Below are 17,993 nucleotides of genomic sequence, written 5' to 3'. Positions count from 1 at the left end.
TTGCGGGAGCGCCATCAGCGCGCTCCCGTTCCCGTGAGCCGGGCGGCCTCGCCATCCTGATGCTCAGGGCTTCAGAAAAGTGAGCGTTCCGTAGCCAAGCTGATCGAATCCGCCGCTATTGGGCCCATAATCGCCCCCGCCGCCATCCGGCCCCTGCGCCGCGATGATCCGGGCCAGTTCGGGCGCGTGCAACCCCATTCCCTGCACATAATGAGCGTAAAGCAGCGACCAGATGGGTCGCGCCTGCCCACGACCGCCCGATGAGATGGCCGGCTGGGTCACGTCGCTGTTGCTGTAGGGAGCATAGGGAACGTCCTGTCCCAGATTATAGCTTGCAACATAGCGCGCCGCTGCAAGCAGGCGATTGTCATAGGCGCCGAACAGATCGTCGCCCTGATGCCATGCCATCTGGCAGATCGTGCCGGCCAAGCCGATGCCCAGGAGGGAATGCCCCTGGTCGCGCCCGCTTTCCTGCCATTGGGCAAGACCGCCCGGGTGGACTTTCCAGGCAGCATGGAGAATGGCGCCGTTCCCCGCCCCGTGCAGATAATAATCGCGCGCTTCCTCATACAGGTCGCGGCGATCCGCGAATATGCCGATCGCCATCAGCCCCGCGATGTTGGACAGATCCCAGTTGGCCCAATAATGATCGATCTTCGCACCATTGTGGCGGAGCAGGAAATCGCGGTTCATCGGCGCGAAGACATTGAGCAGCATCTGGCGGAAGGCGGCACGGTCGTCCTGCGCCCAGCCGGGAAAATCGCGCAACGTTTCGCCCGCTATGGCCAATTGATAGCCATAGAGGCCCGAGGCCAGATATTTGTCCGAGGTGCCGGTGATGGAGGTAAGGCCGCGGGCCCAACCATTGAGGATGCGCGCCGCGGCCGCACCACGCGCCGCATTGCCGCTGATCCGCCAGTCGAGCGAGAGCGCATAGGCGACCGCCGCGTCGTTGAAGAGGCTCGCATAATTCTGGGGCGGCTGCCCCCGCCCCGCGCCCCGCACCAGCACAGCCACCGGATGGGGCATATAGGCCGGATCGTCATGCCTGTTGGCGCGCATGCGGGCAAACACATCGGCCCAGGGAGAACGTCCCCTGGCCACGGCCAACTTGATCGCGGAGAATTCCACGCCGTCATCCAGCGCCCCGGGATGCCGCAGCGGCATCGCGAAAGCCGGGCAATGAGCCTAAACGAGCAGCAGGATGCAGGCGGAAAGATATTGAACGAAGCGCATTGTCCGTCCCCGCGGCAATTGCCGCCTTACCTTCCCATGCACAGGTCGGAGCGTCCCAGTACCGCTTTCAGAGGACCGACTGGCCGGTCTTTTCCCAATCGGCCAGGAAGCCGGCAATGCCCTTGTCCGTCAGCACATGGTTGAACAGCGCCTTGATGACCGAGGGCGGAGCGGTCATCACGTCGGCGCCGATCCTTGCGCTTTCCAACACATGGATCGGGTGGCGCACGCTCGCGACCAGGATTTCGGTAGCGAAGGAATAATTGTCGTAGATCAGGCGGATATCCTCGATCAGCTTCATGCCGTCGAAACCATTATCGTCATGACGGCCGACGAAGGGGGAGATGAAGGTCGCGCCCGCCTTGGCCGCCAGCAGCGCCTGGTTGGCCGAAAAGCAGAGGGTGACGTTCACCATCACGCCATCGCTGGTCAGCGCCTTGCAGGTCTTGAGGCCGTCGATGGTCAGCGGCACTTTGATGCAGACATTGTCCGCGATCTTCCGCAGCACGGCGGCTTCCTTCATCATCGTCTCATGGTCGAGCGCGACGACCTCGGCCGACACGGGGCCTTCGACGATACCGCAGATTTCCTCGACCACTTCCAGGAACTTGCGGCCCGACTTGTGGATCAGCGAGGGATTGGTGGTGACGCCATCGAGCAGGCCGGTGGCGGCAAGGTCGCGGATTTCGTTGGTGTCGGCGGTGTCGACAAAGAATTTCATGGGTTCAGCTCCAGCAGGAGGGATGGACGAATCGCGCCCCGTTTAGCGATTGATCGCGGAATTAGCCATTATTGCCAGCGCGGAGACTTTACCGAAACGCCTGCGCAATATTATGACGGCGGTACCTTTCCAAAGGACCGATCCATGCTCCCCCTTCAGCGTCCACGCCACATTTGCGACGCGACCCTGCTTATCGCTATCAGCGCAGCCGCACCCGCCGCCGCCACGAACAGCGAATCCCAGGGGTGGGTGACCGAATCGCTGATCGTCAGGGCGAGCGATGCCGACACCGTCATGCTCGACACCAGCCAGCGCTTTCGCCGGGAAAGCTCCAATGGCGACCAGCAGGTCGCGCGCGTCTCGCTTGACCATCGCATCGCGACGGGCGTGCAGATCGGTGGGGGATTTGCCTATTTCCGCTCCGGTCCCGAGCAGGAAATGCGCCTGTTCCAGCAAATGTCGATGGCCAGGGGGCTCTGGCTTGCCCGGACCCGGATCGAGCAGCGATTTTTCGACACCGCCGACAAGGCAAGTTGGCGCCTACGGCAGCGGGTGCAGCTATCAGTCCCGCTCGACAGCGCAAAGCAATGGATGCTGATCGCCGCAACCGAGCTGATGTTTCACCTCAACCGCGCAAAGCCCAGTGACAAGACGGGACTTGCCGTCATGCGCAACCAGATCGGCCTGCGCCATCCGATCACCAGGACGCTCGACGCACAGCTACTCTACATGCGGCAGCAGACCTTCCGCGACGGCAAGCCGGATTCGGTGGTGCATGTTCCCTGGCTGGCATTGAGCTGGAAAATCTGACTCTTCCTGACCTTGCCTCTCCCGTCCCGCAGTTTAGGGAGTGGGCCATGAGTTCGCGCGCCCGTGTCATCCTGCTGAACGCCGCCCTGGGGCCGCTCGACTATCGCGTGCCGCATGGGGTGAGCGTGAAACCCGGCAGCATCGTCGTTGCGCCGCTGGGGCCGCGCCAGATCGTGGGCGTGGTATGGGACGAGGACAGCTTTCCCGATATCGAGACGGTGGGCGACAACCGGCTGCGCAACGTCGCCGGCACGGTCGATGCGCCACCCGTCCCGGAATCCGTCCGCCGACTGATCGAGTGGACGGCGGACTATTATCTCGCCCCCATCGCTGCCGTGCTGCGGATGACGCTGGCATCGATGGCGGCGCTGGAGGGCGCGCGGACCGTCATCGAATATCGGGCGACCGGCGACCTTCCCGACCGCATGACCGAACAGCGCACGCAGGCGATGGAGCGCATCGGCGAGCGACAGGGGCTGATCCGCGAACTGGCGATGATCGGCGGGGTCAGCGACGCGGTGATTCGCGGGCTTATCAAGGCGGGCGCCTTCGAGGCGGTGGAGGTCAGCGTCGACACGCCCTTTCCCATGCCCGATCCGGACCATGCGCCGCCACTCCTTTCCGACAAGCAGGGCGCCGCCGCCGACCAGTTCATCGAGGCGGTCGGGGAACGGGCCTTCGCGCCCTTCCTGCTGGACGGCGTGACCGGATCGGGCAAGACGGAGGTTTATTTCGAGGCCATTGCCGCCGCCATTCGCGAAGGACGGCAGGTGCTGGTGCTGCTGCCGGAAATCGCGCTGACAGAGCCATTTCTCGAACGCTTCGAAAGGCGGTTCGGCACCGTCCCGGTTAACTGGCACAGCGGCCTGCGCCAGAGCGAACGCCGCCGGGCGTGGCGGGCGATCGCGGCAGGCGAGGCCGCAGTGGTGGTGGGCGCGCGCTCGGCGCTGTTCCTGCCCTATCCCAATCTGGGCCTGATCGTCGTCGACGAAGCGCACGAGTCCAGCTTCAAGCAGGAGGATGGCGTCCATTACCACGCGCGCGACGTGGCAGTGATGCGCGGCCTGATCGAAAAATTCCCGGTCATCCTCGCCTCCGCCACGCCCGCCATCGAGACGCGGCATCAGGTCGAGTTGGGCCGCTATCGCGAGATCAAACTGCCAGCGCGCTTCGGCGGGGCGCAGATGCCCGCCATCGAACAGGTCAACCTGCTCACCGATCCACCCGAGCGGGGCCGCTGGATCGCGCCGCCGCTGGTCAGGGCCATGGACGAGACCATGGCCAGGGGGGAGCAGAGCCTGCTGTTCCTCAACCGCCGGGGCTATGCGCCGCTGACGCTCTGCCGCCATTGCGGCTATCGCTTCCAATGCCCCAATTGCACCGCCTGGATGGTCGAGCATAGGCTGACCCATCGCCTCGCCTGCCATCATTGCGGCCATGTCGTGCCCGCCCCCCGCTTCTGCCCCGAATGCAAGGAGGAGGATTCGCTGGTCGCATGCGGCCCCGGCGTCGAGCGGATCGCGGATGAGGTGAAGGCGCTCTGGCCCGATGCGCGCACGGCCATCGTGACCTCCGACACGCTCTGGTCGCCTGCCAAGGTCGCGGAGTTCGTGAAATCCGTCGAGGCGGGCATCGTCGACATCATCGTCGGCACCCAGCTCGTCACCAAGGGCTATCATTTCCCGAACCTGACCCTGGTGGGCGTCATCGATGCCGACCTCGGGCTGGAGGGCGGCGACCTGCGCGCGTCGGAACGCACTTTCCAGCAGATCGTGCAGGTCGCGGGGCGGGCCGGGCGCGGGGAGAAGCCGGGCCGCGTCTTCATCCAGACCCGCATGCCGGAGGCGGAGGTCATCAAGGCGTTGATCGCGGGCGATTCCGACCGTTTCTATGAAGTCGAGACAGCCAATCGGCGGCACGCGAACGCCCCGCCCTTCGGCCGCTTCGCCGCGATCATCATCTCCAGCGATGATGCCGACGAAGCGGCCGAGGTCGCCCGGCTGATCGGGAAATCGGCCCCGCTGATCGAGGGGATGCGCGTCTATGGTCCCGCCCCCGCCCCGCTTTCGGTGCTGCGCGGGCGGCATCGCCACCGACTGCTGATCCAAGCGACCCGGCAGGTCGACGTGCAGGGCGCAATTCGGGAGTGGCTGGGCAATCTGACATGGAAATCGGGAACGCGCGTCGCGGTGGACGTCGACCCGTACAGTTTCATGTGACGGCCTGAAAATTCGATGGAAACCCCCTGCGTCAACATCTGCAAGCTGGACAAGGCCAGGCGGGTCTGCACCGGATGCGGCCGCACGGTCGACGAAATCCGCCGTTGGACGGGGATGAGCAAGGCCCAGCGCAGGGCCATCATGGAGCGGTTGAGGAAAGGTTAGGTGCGCTTCTCGCGCTCCAGCAAAGCCTGCTTGCGCTCCGGACCATAGGCATAGCCGCCCAGGCTCCCGTCATTCCGCAAAACGCGATGGCAGGGGATCAGGACGGCAAGCCTGTTATCGCCACACGCCGTTCCCGCCGCCCGCACGGCACCAGGCCTCCCAATGGCGGCCGCGATTTCGCCATAGCTGCGCGTCTCGCCCGGCGGAATGGCGCGAAGCGCGGCCCATACCGCCTGCTGGAAGGCTGTGCCGCATACATCCAGCGGCAGGTCGGGCGCATGGGCCGGATCGTCGATCAGCCGTGCGACATGTGCCGCCAGCCCGTCCAGCCGGGCATCGGCGGGCGATATGCGCGCCTTGGGGAAGCGCTGCCTGAGGTCTTCCTCCGCTTCATCGAAACTGATGCGGCACAGGCCCCGTTCCGTCGCCGCCACCAATAGAGGGCCAAGGCTGGTGGCGATCACCTTGTGGCGAATCACCACATCCCTGCCCCCGTCCTTCCAGGCGCTGGGCGTCATCCCCAGATGCTTTTCCGCGTCCGCATAGGCGCGGCTGGGCGCATTATAGCCTGCTTCATAAATGGCTGCGGTCACGCTGCCTCCCTCGGCCAGAGCCGATTTCAACCGTTCGGCCCGCAGGGATCGCGCGTAGGCGGCGGGGGTCAGTCCGGTTTCCCGCTTGAACAGCCGGTGGAAATGATGGGGCGCGTAGCCCGCATGGGCCGCCACCTCCTCCAGCGAAGGCGGGGTTTCGGCCCCCGCGATGAAGGCTCGCGCCGCCTCCACCGCCAGCCGGTCGCGGCCCACTTCGTCGGGACAGCACCGCAGGCAGGCGCGGAAACCCGCCGCCCGCGCCGCCGCGGGATCGGACAGGAAGATCATATTCTCGCGCCTGGGGTGCCGCGCTGCGCAGCTCGGCTTGCAATAGATGCCCGTGGTCAGCACCGCGCCCACGAACCGGCCGTCCAAGCCGCGATCCCGGCGTATGAATGCGTCCCAGCAGGCGTCCGGGTCCGGCATGGAGGCGATGGGGGCTTCAGGGTGCGACATCTTGCTCATGCATATGGGATAGCCGCCCGAAAGACGCCAGACTTCCCGCCGCTTGCGCTCAAAAGCCGATTAGCGCATTTCCGCATTGCCTCAATCCTACCATCGCATATGAATGCCGCCAATCATGGTCGCCCTTCTCCGTCGCCTCGCCCCTGTTCTGGCCGCGCTCCTCGCGATTGCAGCGCCGCTCGCCGCGCGCGCCGAGCAACAGGATATCGCTGCCGCCGCGCGCGGGGTGGTTCGGGTCGTGCTGGTCGCGACCAATGGGTCGGACGCCTATTTCGTCGGCCATGGCAGCGGCTTTGCGGTCGCGCCGGACAAGATCATCACCAACGCCCATGTGGTCGAGTTGACGCGGGAGGAAAAGGATCTCGTCATCGGCGTCATCCCTTCCGAAGGCACCAAGACCTATGGCGGCAAGATCATCGCCTTTTCGCCCGGCAATGACCTGGCGCTGATCCAGCTCGAAGAAGGCAGCCTGCCGGTCAGCACCTTCTACGCAGGCGCCGTCACCGACGGCCAGCATGTCACGGCGATCGGCTATCCCGGCACGGTGGACCGCGCGCAGGGCCTGGGCCTCAAGCAACTGGTCGAGCCGCTGGCCACGGTGAAAACCAGCGGCACCGTGTCCTCCGGCCGTGCCAGCCAAAGCTTCGACACGGTATTGCACACAGCGCCGCTGGCGGCGGGCAACAGCGGCGGGCCGCTGGTCGACGATTGCGGCCGGGTGCTGGGCGTCAACAGCTTCGGATCGGTCTCGGACGGCAATGATGCCGAATTCGGATTTGCAGTGTCCTGGCGCGAGGTTGCTTCCTTTTTGCGGCAGGCGGGTGTCTCCTCGCTGCATACCGTCGTTCCCTGCCGCTCCATGGCGGAGGCCGATGCCGCCGAAGCCGCGCTGACTCAGCGCGAGGAGGCGCGGAGCGAGCAGTCCGAGCGCGCCCGCGCCGACGCCCGCGAAGCGGCGATCACCAAGGCCCGCGACACGGCCGAGCGCGATGTCATCTCCGCCCGCGAAAATGCCATGGCGGGGGCGGCAGTGCTGCTGGCGCTGGCGGTGCTGGGCCTGGGCGCGGGCGGGCTGTTCTACAGCCAGGGCCGGGAAAAGCGCGCGACCTGGTGGCTGGCGGGGGGCGGCCTGCTGCTGTTCGGCGCGATCGGGCTGTTCTTCCTGAAGCCCAGCTTTTCCAGCATCGACGAACGCATCAGGCTGCCCGAGGACAAGGGCGTCACCGCCAACAATGCCTATGCCTGGGCGGGCGACAATATCTGCAAGGTCGACCTCGGCCGCAGCCGCCTCACCATATCGGAGCCTAACGACATCGCGTTCAACTGGGCCGATGGCGGCTGCGTCGACGGCAATATGCAATATGTGTCCTCCGGCACTGGCTGGCAGCGGGCGAATGTGCCGGACGACCATGGTTTCGTGACCGTCAGCCGCTTCGATCCCGCCACCGGCACGCTGCGGGTCCAGCGCTGGCTGCCCGACCTCGACACCATGGCCAAGGCCCGCGCGCTCACGAACGGCCCGATCAAGGGTTGCGGCAGCGACTCCGCGCTGCTGGCCAGGATCGCCTCGCTCCAGACCGATCTTTCCGCCCTGCTGCCCGCCCAACCCAATGAGCGGATCGTCTATCATTGCCAGAAGGGCCGGCTCGCTCCGTCCGACGCCGAAAAATAGCCGAATCGGACGTCATAAAAACTCAGTCAAATCCGATTGATTTCATCCTGACGGTCGAATCGCGTTCCATGACTTGCATAGTCATAATCCCGCTGCTAACCGGCCCCCCAACAGGGGTTCGGGACGGCAGGCCGCGCCCCTCTTTTTGCATGACCGGCAAAACTAACGGAGGACGGTAAGCGCGTGGAGACGACCGGCGGTATTCAGGCCAGCCTCAGCGGCCGCTATGCGGTGGCGCTGTTCGATCTGGCCCGCGACGGCAAGACGCTCGACACCGTCGCGGCGAGCTTGGCGGCGCTCAAGGCGGCACTGGCCGAATCGGCCGATTTCAAGGGCCTGATCAACAGCCCCGTCCTCAGCCGTGACGCACAGGGCAAGACGATCGCCGCTGTCGCATCCTCCATGGGAATTGATGCGCTGACGACGAATTTCCTCGGCGTCCTCGCCCAGAACCGTCGCCTCTCGCAGCTCCCTGCGGTCATCCGCGCCTATGAGACGCTGCTGTCGAATCACAAGGGTGAAGCCCGCGCCGAAGTGACGAGCGCGCATCCCCTGACCAAAACCCAGATCACCGCTCTGCAAAAGAGCCTCAAGGCCCGTGTCGGTCGCGAAGTCGCGGTCGACGCCAAGGTCGATCCCGCGATCCTGGGCGGGCTGGTCGTCAAGATCGGCAGCCAGATGATCGATTCCTCCATCCGCACCCGTTTGAATAGTCTCGCCCACGCGATGAAAGGCTGAAAGCCGTCAAAGGCTTCGATGAAAGGCTGAACATGGATATCAACGCCGCAGAAATCTCGAAGGTCATCAAGGACCAGATCGCCAATTTCGGCACCGAAGCGCAGGTGAGCGAAGTCGGTTCCGTGCTGACCGTGGGTGACGGCATCGCCCGCGTCCATGGCCTCGACAACGTCCAGGCGGGCGAAATGGTCGAGTTCGCCAATGGCGTGCAGGGCATGGCGCTGAACCTGGAAGCCGACAATGTCGGCGTCGTGATCTTCGGCTCGGACGCCGAGATCAAGGAAGGCGACACCGTCAAGCGCACCGGCACCATCGTCGACGTGCCCGTGGGCAAGGGCCTGCTCGGCCGCGTGGTCGACGGCCTCGGCAACCCGATCGACGGCAAGGGCCCGATCCAGTACACCGAACGCAAGCGCGTGGAAGTCAAGGCGCCGGGCATCATCCCCCGCAAGTCGGTGCACGAGCCGGTGCAGACGGGCCTGAAAGCCATCGACGCCCTCGTCCCCGTCGGCCGTGGCCAGCGCGAACTCATCATCGGCGACCGCCAGACCGGCAAGACCGCCGTCGCGATCGACACCTTCATCAACCAGAAGGGCATCAACGCGGGCGACGATGAGAGCAAGAAGCTCTACTGCATCTATGTCGCCGTCGGCCAGAAGCGCTCGACCGTCGCGCAGATCGTCAAGCAGCTTGAGGAAAACGGCGCGATGGAATATTCCATCGTCGTCGCCGCGACCGCTTCGGAACCCGCCCCGCTCCAGTATCTGGCGCCCTACACCGGCGTCACCATGGGCGAATATTTCCGCGACAACGGCATGCATGCCGTGATCGTATATGACGACCTCTCCAAGCAGGCCGTCGCCTATCGTCAGATGTCGCTGCTGCTGCGCCGTCCTCCGGGCCGCGAAGCCTATCCCGGCGACGTCTTCTACCTGCACAGCCGTCTGCTGGAGCGTGCAGCCAAGATGAACGACGCCAACGGCGCCGGTTCGCTGACCGCTCTGCCGATCATCGAGACGCAGGCGGGCGACGTGTCGGCCTATATCCCGACCAACGTGATCTCGATCACCGACGGCCAGATCTTCCTGGAAACCAACCTCTTCTACCAGGGCATCCGTCCGGCCATCAACGTCGGCCTCTCGGTGTCGCGCGTCGGCTCGGCCGCGCAGACCAAGGCGATGAAGAAGGTGTCCGGCTCGATCAAGCTGGAGCTGGCCCAATATCGCGAGATGGCGGCCTTCGCCCAGTTCGGTTCGGACCTCGACGCTTCGACCCAGAAGCTGCTGAACCGCGGCGCGCGCCTGACCGAGCTGCTGAAGCAGGCCCAGTTCTCGCCGCTGCCCTTCGAAGAGCAGACCGCGTCGATCTTCGCGGGCACCAGCGGCTATCTGGACGGTATCCCGGTCAAGGACGTGACGCGCTATGAGGAGTTGATGCTCGCCTATCTGCGTCACGATCATGCCGATATCCTCGCCGCGATCCGCGACAGCAAGGATCTGGGCGACGATGCCAAGGCTAAGCTGGTCGCCGCGCTGGACAGCTTCGGCAAGACCTTTGCTTAAGACGGGCGCCTAAGACGCTGTGCTGACCGCCCATTCCCTTCTCGCCTGGACCGTGATGTCGATCGGTCTGGTGCTGCTGCCGGGACCGGACACCATGCTGGTGGCCGGTCACGCGGCACGCCGCGGGCTGAAGGCGGGGATGGCGGCCATCGGCGGCATCCAGCTCGGCGGGCTGTTCTACATGGCGCTCTGCGGCTTCGGCTTCCTGAGCGTGCTGAATGCGGTGCCGGGGCTGTTCATGGCGGTGAAGATTGCCGGTGCGATCTATCTCGCATGGCTGGGCCTTTCGATGTTGCGGGGAGCCATCAGGCCCTCGCCCGCTTCGGAAACGCCCAGGGTGCGGATCGGCGGATCGCCCTTCGCCCAGGGGTTCGTCAGCACCGTGCTGAACCCCAAGGTCGCGATCTTCTTCCTCGCCGCGCTGCCGCAATTCGTCGGCACCGGCCCGGACGCGCCATGGCAGGGCATGTTGCTGATCGCCATCGTCTATGCGCTGGGCTTTTTCTGGTGCGCCCTTCTGGCGGTGCTCGCCACCAAGGCGGGACGCAAGGTCGGGCAGAGCGGCGCGATGCGCTGGTTCGAAGGCGCCATGGGCGTCGGTTTCTTTGGTCTCGCGGGCCGTCTGGCCCTTGCTCGGAATGTTTGAACTATGGCTAGCCTCAAGGAACTGAAGCTGCGCATCGGGTCGGTGAAATCGACCCAGAAGATCACCAAGGCCAAGCAGATGGTCGCCGCCGCGAAGCTGCGCAAGGCGCAGGCCGCCGCCGAAGCCGCCCGCCCCTATTCCAGCCGTCTGGAAGCGGTCGTCGCCTCGCTGGCATCGAAGATCGCCGGTGGTTCGGGCGAAGGCGCCTCCCCGCTGCTGGCCGGCACCGGGAAGGACGACGTCCATCTGCTGGTCGTCGCCAACTCCGACCGGGGTCTTGCCGGTGCGTTCAACGCGAACATCGTCAAGGCCGCCCGCGCGAAGGCGGACGAGCTGATCCAGCAGGGCAAGACCGTCCGCTTCTACCTCATCGGCCGCAAGGGCCGCCCGGTCATCAACCGCACCTTCCCCGGCATGATCGTCGCCCAGTATGACACGACCGGCGTCAAGGAACCCGGCTATGATCAGGCGGAAGCGATTGCGCATGAACTGACGGACATGTATCTGAACGGCAAGTTCGACGTCGCGCACCTCTTCTTCTCGCGCTTCAAGTCGGCTCTCGCCCAGATCCCGACCGAGCAGCAGATCATCCCGGTCAAGATTCCCGCCGACGCTGACCGCGACGCCATCGGCGCGACCGTGGAATATGAGCCGAGCGAGGAAGCGATCCTCGACGACCTGCTGCCGCGCAACGTCACGGTGCAGATCTTCAAGGCGCTGCTGGAGAATAACGCGTCCGAACAGGGCGCGTCGATGACCGCCATGGACAATGCGACCCGCAATGCCGGCGACCTCATCAACAAGCTGACGATCCAGTATAACCGCAGCCGTCAGGCCGCGATCACCACCGAACTCGTCGAAATCATCTCGGGCGCCGAAGCCCTTTAAGTGCAGGCAAGGACAGTAGTCATGGCAACCACCAACAATGTAGGCCGCATCAGTCAGGTCATCGGCGCCGTCGTCGACGTCACCTTTCCTGACGCGCTCCCCGCCATTCTCTCGGCGCTGGAGACCAGCAACAACGGCCAGCGCCTGGTGCTGGAAGTCGCCCAGCATCTGGGCGAGAACACCGTCCGCACCATCGCGATGGACTCGACCGACGGCCTGACCCGCGGCCAGGAAGTGACCGACACCGGCGCGCAGATCAGCGTTCCCGTCGGCCCGGCCACGCTCGGCCGCATCCTGAACGTCGTCGGCGAGCCGATTGACGAACGCGGCCCGGTGGGGACCACCCTCTCCGCCCCGATCCACGCCAAGGCTCCCGAGTTCGTCGACCAGTCGACCGACGCCAGCATCCTCGTCACCGGCATCAAGGTCATCGATCTTCTCGCCCCCTATGCGAAGGGCGGCAAGATCGGCCTGTTCGGCGGCGCTGGCGTGGGCAAGACCGTGCTCATCCAGGAACTCATCAACAACATCGCGAAGGGCCATGGCGGCACCTCCGTGTTCGCGGGCGTCGGTGAGCGTACTCGTGAGGGCAACGACCTCTATCACGAATTCCTCGACGCCGGCGTCATCGCCAAGGACGCCGATGGCAACGCGATCAGCGAAGGTTCGAAGGTGGCGCTGGTCTACGGCCAGATGAACGAGCCCCCGGGCGCCCGCGCGCGCGTCGCCCTGTCGGGCCTCACCATCGCGGAATATTTCCGCGACCAGGAAGGCCAGGACGTGCTCTTCTTCGTCGACAACATCTTCCGCTTCACGCAGGCGGGCGCGGAAGTGTCGGCCCTGCTCGGCCGTATTCCTTCGGCCGTGGGCTATCAGCCGACCCTCGCGACCGACATGGGCGCCCTTCAGGAGCGCATCACCTCGACCAACAAGGGTTCGATCACCTCGGTGCAGGCCGTCTACGTCCCCGCGGACGACTTGACCGATCCGGCGCCGGCGACCTCGTTCGCGCACTTGGACGCCACCACCGTTCTCAATCGCGCCATTTCGGAACTGGGCATCTATCCGGCGGTCGACCCGCTGGATTCGACCAGCCGCGTTCTGGAACCCCGCGTCGTGGGGCAAGAACATTATGAAACCGCCCGCGCGGTCCAGGCGATCCTGCAGAAGTACAAGTCGCTGCAGGACATCATCGCCATCCTGGGTATGGACGAACTGTCCGAAGAGGACAAGCTGACCGTCGCCCGCGCCCGCAAGATCCAGAAGTTCCTGTCGCAGCCCTTCCACGTCGCCGAAGTCTTCACCGGTATCTCGGGCAAGTTCGTCCAGATCGAGGACACGGTGAAGTCGTTCAAGGCGGTGGTCGAAGGCGAATATGACCATCTGCCCGAAAACGCCTTCTACATGGTCGGCGGCATCGACGAAGCCATCGAAAAGGCGAAGAAGCTGGCTGCGGAAGCCGCCTGATCAACGCTCATATCCCCCTCCCTCTTCATGGGGAGGGGATTTAGGACTTTCGAAGAATGGCACTGCATTTCGAACTCGTGACCCCCGAAAAGCTCGTCCGCTCGGAGGAGGTCTATCAGGTGGTCGTTCCCGGCACCGACGGCGACTTCGGCGTGCTGGAAGGCCACGCGCCCTTCATGTCGACCGTTCGCGACGGCGCGATCCAGATCTTCGCCAGCGCAGGTGGTGCGCCGGAAGTCATCCCGGTCCGCGGCGGCTTTGCCGAAGTGAACGAAAAGGGCCTGACCGTCCTAGCGGAGCATGCTGGCTGATACGCCGCTCCATCTGACCGAAATCCATAATGAAGGCCGCGCTCCGTAAAGGATCGCGGCCTTTTCTGTTGGACATTCTCCACCGATTGAGGGGCGCCGAAGCCGAGCATCCGTCCATTAGCCATTTATCAAAGTTTCCACCCTATTCACCTTTAGCAGCCATAGCTGATGCACATCATTTCGGCGGAGAATCATGAGCGCGTTTGGACGGAAAAATGGACCCGCGGGTATCAAGCCGGGATTTGGTATTGCCCGGCCCATGCAGGGCGCCGCGCCGCGCGAAGAGATGAAGGGCGGCGACCAGTTCCCGCCGCTGGACATGAACACGCTGCCCGCGGACACGCCGGTCGATCCGCTGTCGGCGCCCACCAGCCAGATGCAGCGCAATGCCGACGCGATGCAGCGCCTGTCCGACCGCGCCAATGCCGAACATGCGGTCGATGCCGGTCCGCAGGGCTTCGAGGCATCGGTCCACAAGATCAAGGAACAGGTGCTCCCCCGCCTGCTGGAGCGCGTCGATCCCGAAGCCGCCGCGACGCTGACCAAGGATGAACTGGCCGAGGAATTCCGGCCGATCATCATGGAGGTGCTGGCGGAACTCAAGCTGACGCTCAACCGGCGCGAGCAGTTCGCGCTGGAAAAGGTGCTCGTCGACGAGTTGCTCGGTCTGGGGCCGCTGGAGGAACTGCTCGCCGACCCGGATGTCAGCGATATCATGGTCAACGGGCCGGAGCAGACCTATATCGAAAAGAAGGGCAAGCTCCAGATCGCGCCGATCAAGTTCCGCGACGAGGAGCATCTGTTCCAGATCGCCCAGCGCATCGTCAACAAGGTCGGTCGCCGCGTCGACCAGACCACGCCGCTGGCCGACGCCCGCTTGCCCGACGGCAGCCGCGTCAACGTGATCGTCCCGCCGCTCTCGCTGCGCGGCACCGCCATCTCGATCCGTAAATTCTCGGCCAAGCCGATCACTATCGACATGCTCGCGCAATGGGGGGCGATGAGCCAGAAAATGGCCACCGCGCTGAAAATCGCGGGCGCCTGCCGCTTCAACATCGTGATTTCGGGCGGCACCGGCTCGGGCAAGACGACGATGCTCAACGCCCTGTCGAAGATGATCGATCCGGGCGAGCGCGTGCTGACGATTGAGGACGCGGCGGAACTGCGTCTTCAGCAGCCGCACTGGCTGCCGCTGGAAACCCGTCCGCCGAACCTGGAAGGGCAAGGCGCGATCACCATCGGCGATCTCGTCAAGAACGCCCTGCGTATGCGCCCCGACCGCATCATCCTGGGCGAAATTCGTGGCGCGGAGTGCTTCGACCTGCTCGCCGCCATGAACACGGGCCATGACGGGTCCATGTGCACCCTCCACTCCAACAGTCCGCGCGAGTGCCTGGGCCGTATGGAGAATATGATCCTGATGGGCGACATCAAAATCCCCAAGGAAGCCATTTCCAAGCAAATCGCCGACTCGGTCGACCTGATCGTGCAGGTCAAGCGTCTGCGCGACGGTTCCCGCCGCGTCACCAACCTGACCGAAGTGATCGGCATGGAAGGCGACGTCATCGTCACCCAGGAACTGTTCAAGTTCGAATATCATGACGAGGACGACAGCGGGAAAATCATCGGCGAATATCGCTCGATGGGCCTGCGACCCTATTCGCTCGACAAGGCCCGGCAGTTCGGTTTCGATCAGCCTTTCCTGGAAGCCTGCCTGTAACGGCCGACAGGTAACATGATGTTGCTGACGGAAAATTTCCGACACTCGGCTTGAACGGCGGGGCTATGAGGAGCACATCGGAAAGCCTCCCTGAAGAGAGGATTCCCGATGAACCGTCTCGCCCGCATCACTCTGTTGCTGACTGGTCTCACTCTCCCCCTCGCAGCACTCGCCGCACAACATGCCGGGCATGGCACCCGCCAGGCGACCGATCCGATCGCAACGGCGGTCGCCTCGCCCAGCCGCACCCCCGCCAACGTCGCCCGCGACCCATATCGCCACCCGTCTGAAACGCTCGCCTTTTTCGGCGTGAAGCCCAACCAGACCGTAGTGGAATATTCCCCCAGCGGTGGCTGGTATACGGAGATTCTGGCCCCTCTGCTGCGCGAGAGAGGCACTTTATATGCGCTTCAGCCTACGGGACGGGGCCTGGACAGTTTCAAGACGTTCCTTGCCACCAAGCCCGAGATCTACGGCAAGGTGAAGCTGGCCGCCTTCCCCGATCAGACCGGTCTGATCCCGGCGGGCAGCGTCGACACGCTGCTGACCTTCCGCAACATCCACAATATGGTGATGGGCGGGACGGAAGCGGCGACCTTCAAGACCTTTTATGACCTGCTGAAGCCCGGCGGCACGCTGGGCATCGAAGACCATCGCCTGCCCGAAAGCCGAGATTCGGCGCTGGAAAAGACCAGCGGCTATCTCAAGGTTTCGACTGTCCGCCGCATCGCGGAGGCCGCAGGCTTCGAATATGTCGGATCGTCGGAAATCAACGCCAATCCCAAGGACACCGCCGATTGGGAAAAGGGCGTATGGACCCTGCCTCCAACCCTGCGCAACGGCGAAACCGACAAGGCGAAATATCTCGCCATCGGCGAAAGCGACCGGATGACGCTCAAATTCCGCAAGCCGCTAAAATAGGTTGCCCCGCCCTTCCCGGTTGCGTCCTCGCGCGACCGGGCTAAGGCGAAGCGGTGCCGCCCGCTCCCTTTCATGACCGTCCCCATCGTCCGATCTATGCCATCTGCCTGCGGCTGACCGCGGTGATCTGCCTGTCGGTCATGTTCGTGACGGTGAGGCTGGCGGACGCGCACGGCGTACATATCGTGGAATCGCTCTTTTACCGCCAGGCGATGGCGCTGCCGGTGGTGTTCGCCTGGATCGCCTCGACCACCGGCATCGGATCGATCCGGACCCGGCGGATCGGCGTCCACGCGACGCGGATGGTCATCGGCCTTTCCGGCATGGCGCTCAATTTCCTGTCCTACATCCTGCTGCCCCCCGCCGAGGCTGCGACCATCGGCTTCACCATGCCGATCTTCGGCACCATTTTGTCCGCCCTGATCCTGCGCGAGGCGACCGGCATCTATCGCTGGGGCGCCGTGCTGATCGGCTTTTTCGGCGTGCTGGTGATGGTGCGGCCGGATGCTGGGCATTTCGCGGCTGCGGGCGTCGCGGTCGCCATCGCCGCCGCGTTCGTCACCGCCAGCGTCAGCCTGGTCCTGCGCGAACTGGGCCGCACCGAAAATGCCGGGGTGATTGTCTTCTGGTTCACCCTGCTCTCGGTCCCGCCCCTGGGGGTGGGAATGCTGTTCTACGGCCAGTCCCACGATCCGGTCACCTGGGGCCTGCTGCTGCTGATCGGCGTGGTCGGCGGCATCGCGCAAATCTGCCTGACCGCATCGCTGCGCTGGGGTCCGGTGTCGGTGGTACTGCCCATGGATTATAGCACCATCATCTGGACGACGCTGCTCGGCTGGGCAATCTGGGGCGACTGGCCGATGAGCAGCACCTGGATCGGCGCAGCGCTCATCATCGCCAGCGGCCTCACCATCGCCTGGCGCGAACATGTCCGCGCCAGGCGTCGCACCTCAGCCCAATAGTTCGGCGTCCAGGCTGATTTCCGCATTCAACACCTTCGATACCGGGCAATTGGCCTTCGCCTTGGCAGCCAGTTCCTGAAACTGCGCGTCCTCCGCGCCGGGGATGGTCGCCTTGAGCGTCAGCCTGCTCGCAGTGATCGCAAAGCCGCCATCCTTCTGTTCGAGCGTCACCACCGCATTGGTTTCCATCTTTTCGGCGGTCAACCCGGCCTCCCCCAATATCAGCGAGAGCGCCATGGTGAAGCAGGAGGCATGGGCAGCCGCGATCAGTTCCTCCGGATTGCTGCCCGGCACCCCTTCGAAGCGCATCGCGAAGCCATAGGGCTGCGCGTCCAGCGCGCCGCTCTGGGTCGAGATCGCGCCCTTGCCGTCTTTCAGGCCGCCGCTCCATACCGCCGATCCGCTGCGATTGATCTTCATGACTTTCCTCCTATGCCGTTCCAAGAAACCCCGCCGCCGCCCCACGGTTTCCCCTTATAAAGCGATTCTTTCGCAGGAGGGTGACAATGTCCGAGCCTGGGTCCGAGTCTGGCGCCCATTCCTTGACGGAAAATGCTGGCAACCTGATCGCTTCCGACCGGGTCGGTGCTGCATAAGGACGGCAAAGGCAGCTCATTCGTCGATCCGGCCCAGGAAATTGTGGATGATGCGCCGCCATCTTCCGGATGAATGCCTGGCTATAATGATGCCCACGGCTGCGGCGTCATCCACTATTTGGGGCTGATCCGTGCCTGGTAAAAGCCTGTTTTCAACGCGTTGAGGCAAGCGTGGCGGAAGAAGTCCGATACCCGCTTTTTTCCTGAACCTCAGATTAATCGGGCCGCCCAATTTCCGACACATTTTGTCGCTTGCCGATTGTCTACTTAATAAATAGAATTATCTTCCTCTTCCAAACAG

The 17,993-nt window shown here is 64.3% G+C and carries 17 protein-coding genes; 13 read left to right on the top strand and 4 right to left on the bottom strand.

Annotated elements, in window-relative coordinates; all coding sequences use genetic code 11:
• Nucleotides 1-63: 63 nt before the first annotated feature.
• The gene (locus MJ601_RS07270) at nt 64-1,167 is read right to left on the bottom strand and encodes an alginate lyase family protein (RefSeq protein WP_242124846.1); all 1,104 of its coding nucleotides are present in this window, start codon (nt 1,165-1,167) and stop codon (nt 64-66) included.
• A gap of 136 nt (nt 1,168-1,303) precedes the next feature.
• Nucleotides 1,304-1,957, bottom strand: coding sequence for a fructose-6-phosphate aldolase (gene fsa / locus MJ601_RS07265; protein ID WP_242124844.1), 654 nt, complete (start codon nt 1,955-1,957; stop codon nt 1,304-1,306).
• Nucleotides 1,958-2,101: 144 nt separating this feature from the next.
• Here fsa and MJ601_RS07260 point away from each other — a divergent pair, with 144 nt between their 5' ends.
• Genes MJ601_RS07260 through MJ601_RS07250 form a run of 3 tightly spaced genes read left to right on the top strand, consistent with a single transcriptional unit; the run spans nt 2,102 to nt 5,151 of the window.
• A complete protein-coding gene (locus MJ601_RS07260; protein ID WP_242124842.1) occupies nt 2,102-2,767 on the top strand; it encodes a DUF2490 domain-containing protein in 666 nt (221 codons plus the stop codon).
• Between the two features lie 47 nt (nt 2,768-2,814).
• Entirely contained in the window at nt 2,815-4,986 is a 2,172-nt protein-coding gene (locus MJ601_RS07255) for a primosomal protein N' (protein WP_242124840.1), read from the top strand.
• 15 nt (nt 4,987-5,001) lie between these two features.
• Nucleotides 5,002-5,151 (top strand): DUF1289 domain-containing protein, encoded by a 150-nt coding sequence (locus tag MJ601_RS07250; RefSeq protein ID WP_242124837.1) that lies wholly within the window; start codon nt 5,002-5,004, stop codon nt 5,149-5,151.
• Here MJ601_RS07250 and ada read toward each other — a convergent pair.
• Nucleotides 5,148-6,209, bottom strand: coding sequence for a bifunctional DNA-binding transcriptional regulator/O6-methylguanine-DNA methyltransferase Ada (gene ada / locus MJ601_RS07245; protein WP_281061218.1), 1,062 nt, complete (start codon nt 6,207-6,209; stop codon nt 5,148-5,150). The two genes, MJ601_RS07250 and ada, sit on opposite strands and share 4 nt — an antisense overlap.
• Before the next feature lie 115 nt (nt 6,210-6,324).
• On the opposite strand from ada, the gene MJ601_RS07240 reads away from it, so the two are divergent.
• The 10 genes from MJ601_RS07240 (at nt 6,325) to MJ601_RS07195 (ending at nt 17,096) form a co-directional block, all read left to right on the top strand.
• A complete protein-coding gene (locus MJ601_RS07240) occupies nt 6,325-7,881 on the top strand; it encodes a S1C family serine protease (protein ID WP_242124834.1) in 1,557 nt (518 codons plus the stop codon).
• A gap of 183 nt (nt 7,882-8,064) precedes the next feature.
• Complete coding sequence (locus MJ601_RS07235; RefSeq protein WP_242124832.1) at nt 8,065-8,619, top strand: F0F1 ATP synthase subunit delta; 555 nt, start codon at nt 8,065-8,067, stop codon at nt 8,617-8,619.
• 32 nt (nt 8,620-8,651) lie between these two features.
• Nucleotides 8,652-10,181: a F0F1 ATP synthase subunit alpha gene (gene atpA, locus MJ601_RS07230; RefSeq protein WP_242124830.1), complete on the top strand. Its 1,530-nt coding sequence runs from the start codon at nt 8,652-8,654 to the stop codon at nt 10,179-10,181.
• A gap of 19 nt (nt 10,182-10,200) precedes the next feature.
• The gene (locus MJ601_RS07225; RefSeq protein ID WP_242124828.1) at nt 10,201-10,827 is read left to right on the top strand and encodes a LysE family translocator; all 627 of its coding nucleotides are present in this window, start codon (nt 10,201-10,203) and stop codon (nt 10,825-10,827) included.
• Nucleotides 10,828-10,830: 3 nt separating this feature from the next.
• Nucleotides 10,831-11,715: a F0F1 ATP synthase subunit gamma gene (locus tag MJ601_RS07220; RefSeq protein WP_242124826.1), complete on the top strand. Its 885-nt coding sequence runs from the start codon at nt 10,831-10,833 to the stop codon at nt 11,713-11,715.
• 21 nt (nt 11,716-11,736) lie between these two features.
• Nucleotides 11,737-13,182: a F0F1 ATP synthase subunit beta gene (gene atpD / locus MJ601_RS07215; RefSeq protein ID WP_025551231.1), complete on the top strand. Its 1,446-nt coding sequence runs from the start codon at nt 11,737-11,739 to the stop codon at nt 13,180-13,182.
• A 56-nt stretch (nt 13,183-13,238) separates the two neighbouring features.
• Nucleotides 13,239-13,493 (top strand): ATP synthase F1 subunit epsilon, encoded by a 255-nt coding sequence (locus MJ601_RS07210; RefSeq protein WP_242124824.1) that lies wholly within the window; start codon nt 13,239-13,241, stop codon nt 13,491-13,493.
• 193 nt (nt 13,494-13,686) lie between these two features.
• Nucleotides 13,687-15,213 (top strand): TadA family conjugal transfer-associated ATPase, encoded by a 1,527-nt coding sequence (locus MJ601_RS07205; RefSeq protein ID WP_242124822.1) that lies wholly within the window; start codon nt 13,687-13,689, stop codon nt 15,211-15,213.
• A 108-nt stretch (nt 15,214-15,321) separates the two neighbouring features.
• On the top strand, nt 15,322-16,134 hold the full coding sequence (locus MJ601_RS07200; protein ID WP_242124820.1) for a class I SAM-dependent methyltransferase: 813 nt from the start codon (nt 15,322-15,324) through the stop codon (nt 16,132-16,134).
• Nucleotides 16,135-16,187: 53 nt separating this feature from the next.
• Nucleotides 16,188-17,096 (top strand): DMT family transporter, encoded by a 909-nt coding sequence (locus MJ601_RS07195; RefSeq protein WP_348635564.1) that lies wholly within the window; start codon nt 16,188-16,190, stop codon nt 17,094-17,096.
• Here the strand turns inward: MJ601_RS07195 and MJ601_RS07190 are convergent.
• Nucleotides 17,085-17,516 (bottom strand): OsmC family protein, encoded by a 432-nt coding sequence (locus MJ601_RS07190; protein WP_242124819.1) that lies wholly within the window; start codon nt 17,514-17,516, stop codon nt 17,085-17,087. The genes MJ601_RS07195 and MJ601_RS07190 overlap by 12 nt on opposite strands.
• Between the last annotated feature and the right edge of the window lie 477 nt (nt 17,517-17,993).

The organism is Sphingobium trunci (assembly GCF_022664535.1).
GTDB lineage: Bacteria > Pseudomonadota > Alphaproteobacteria > Sphingomonadales > Sphingomonadaceae > Sphingobium.
This window is presented reverse-complemented; position numbering and strand designations above follow the sequence as displayed.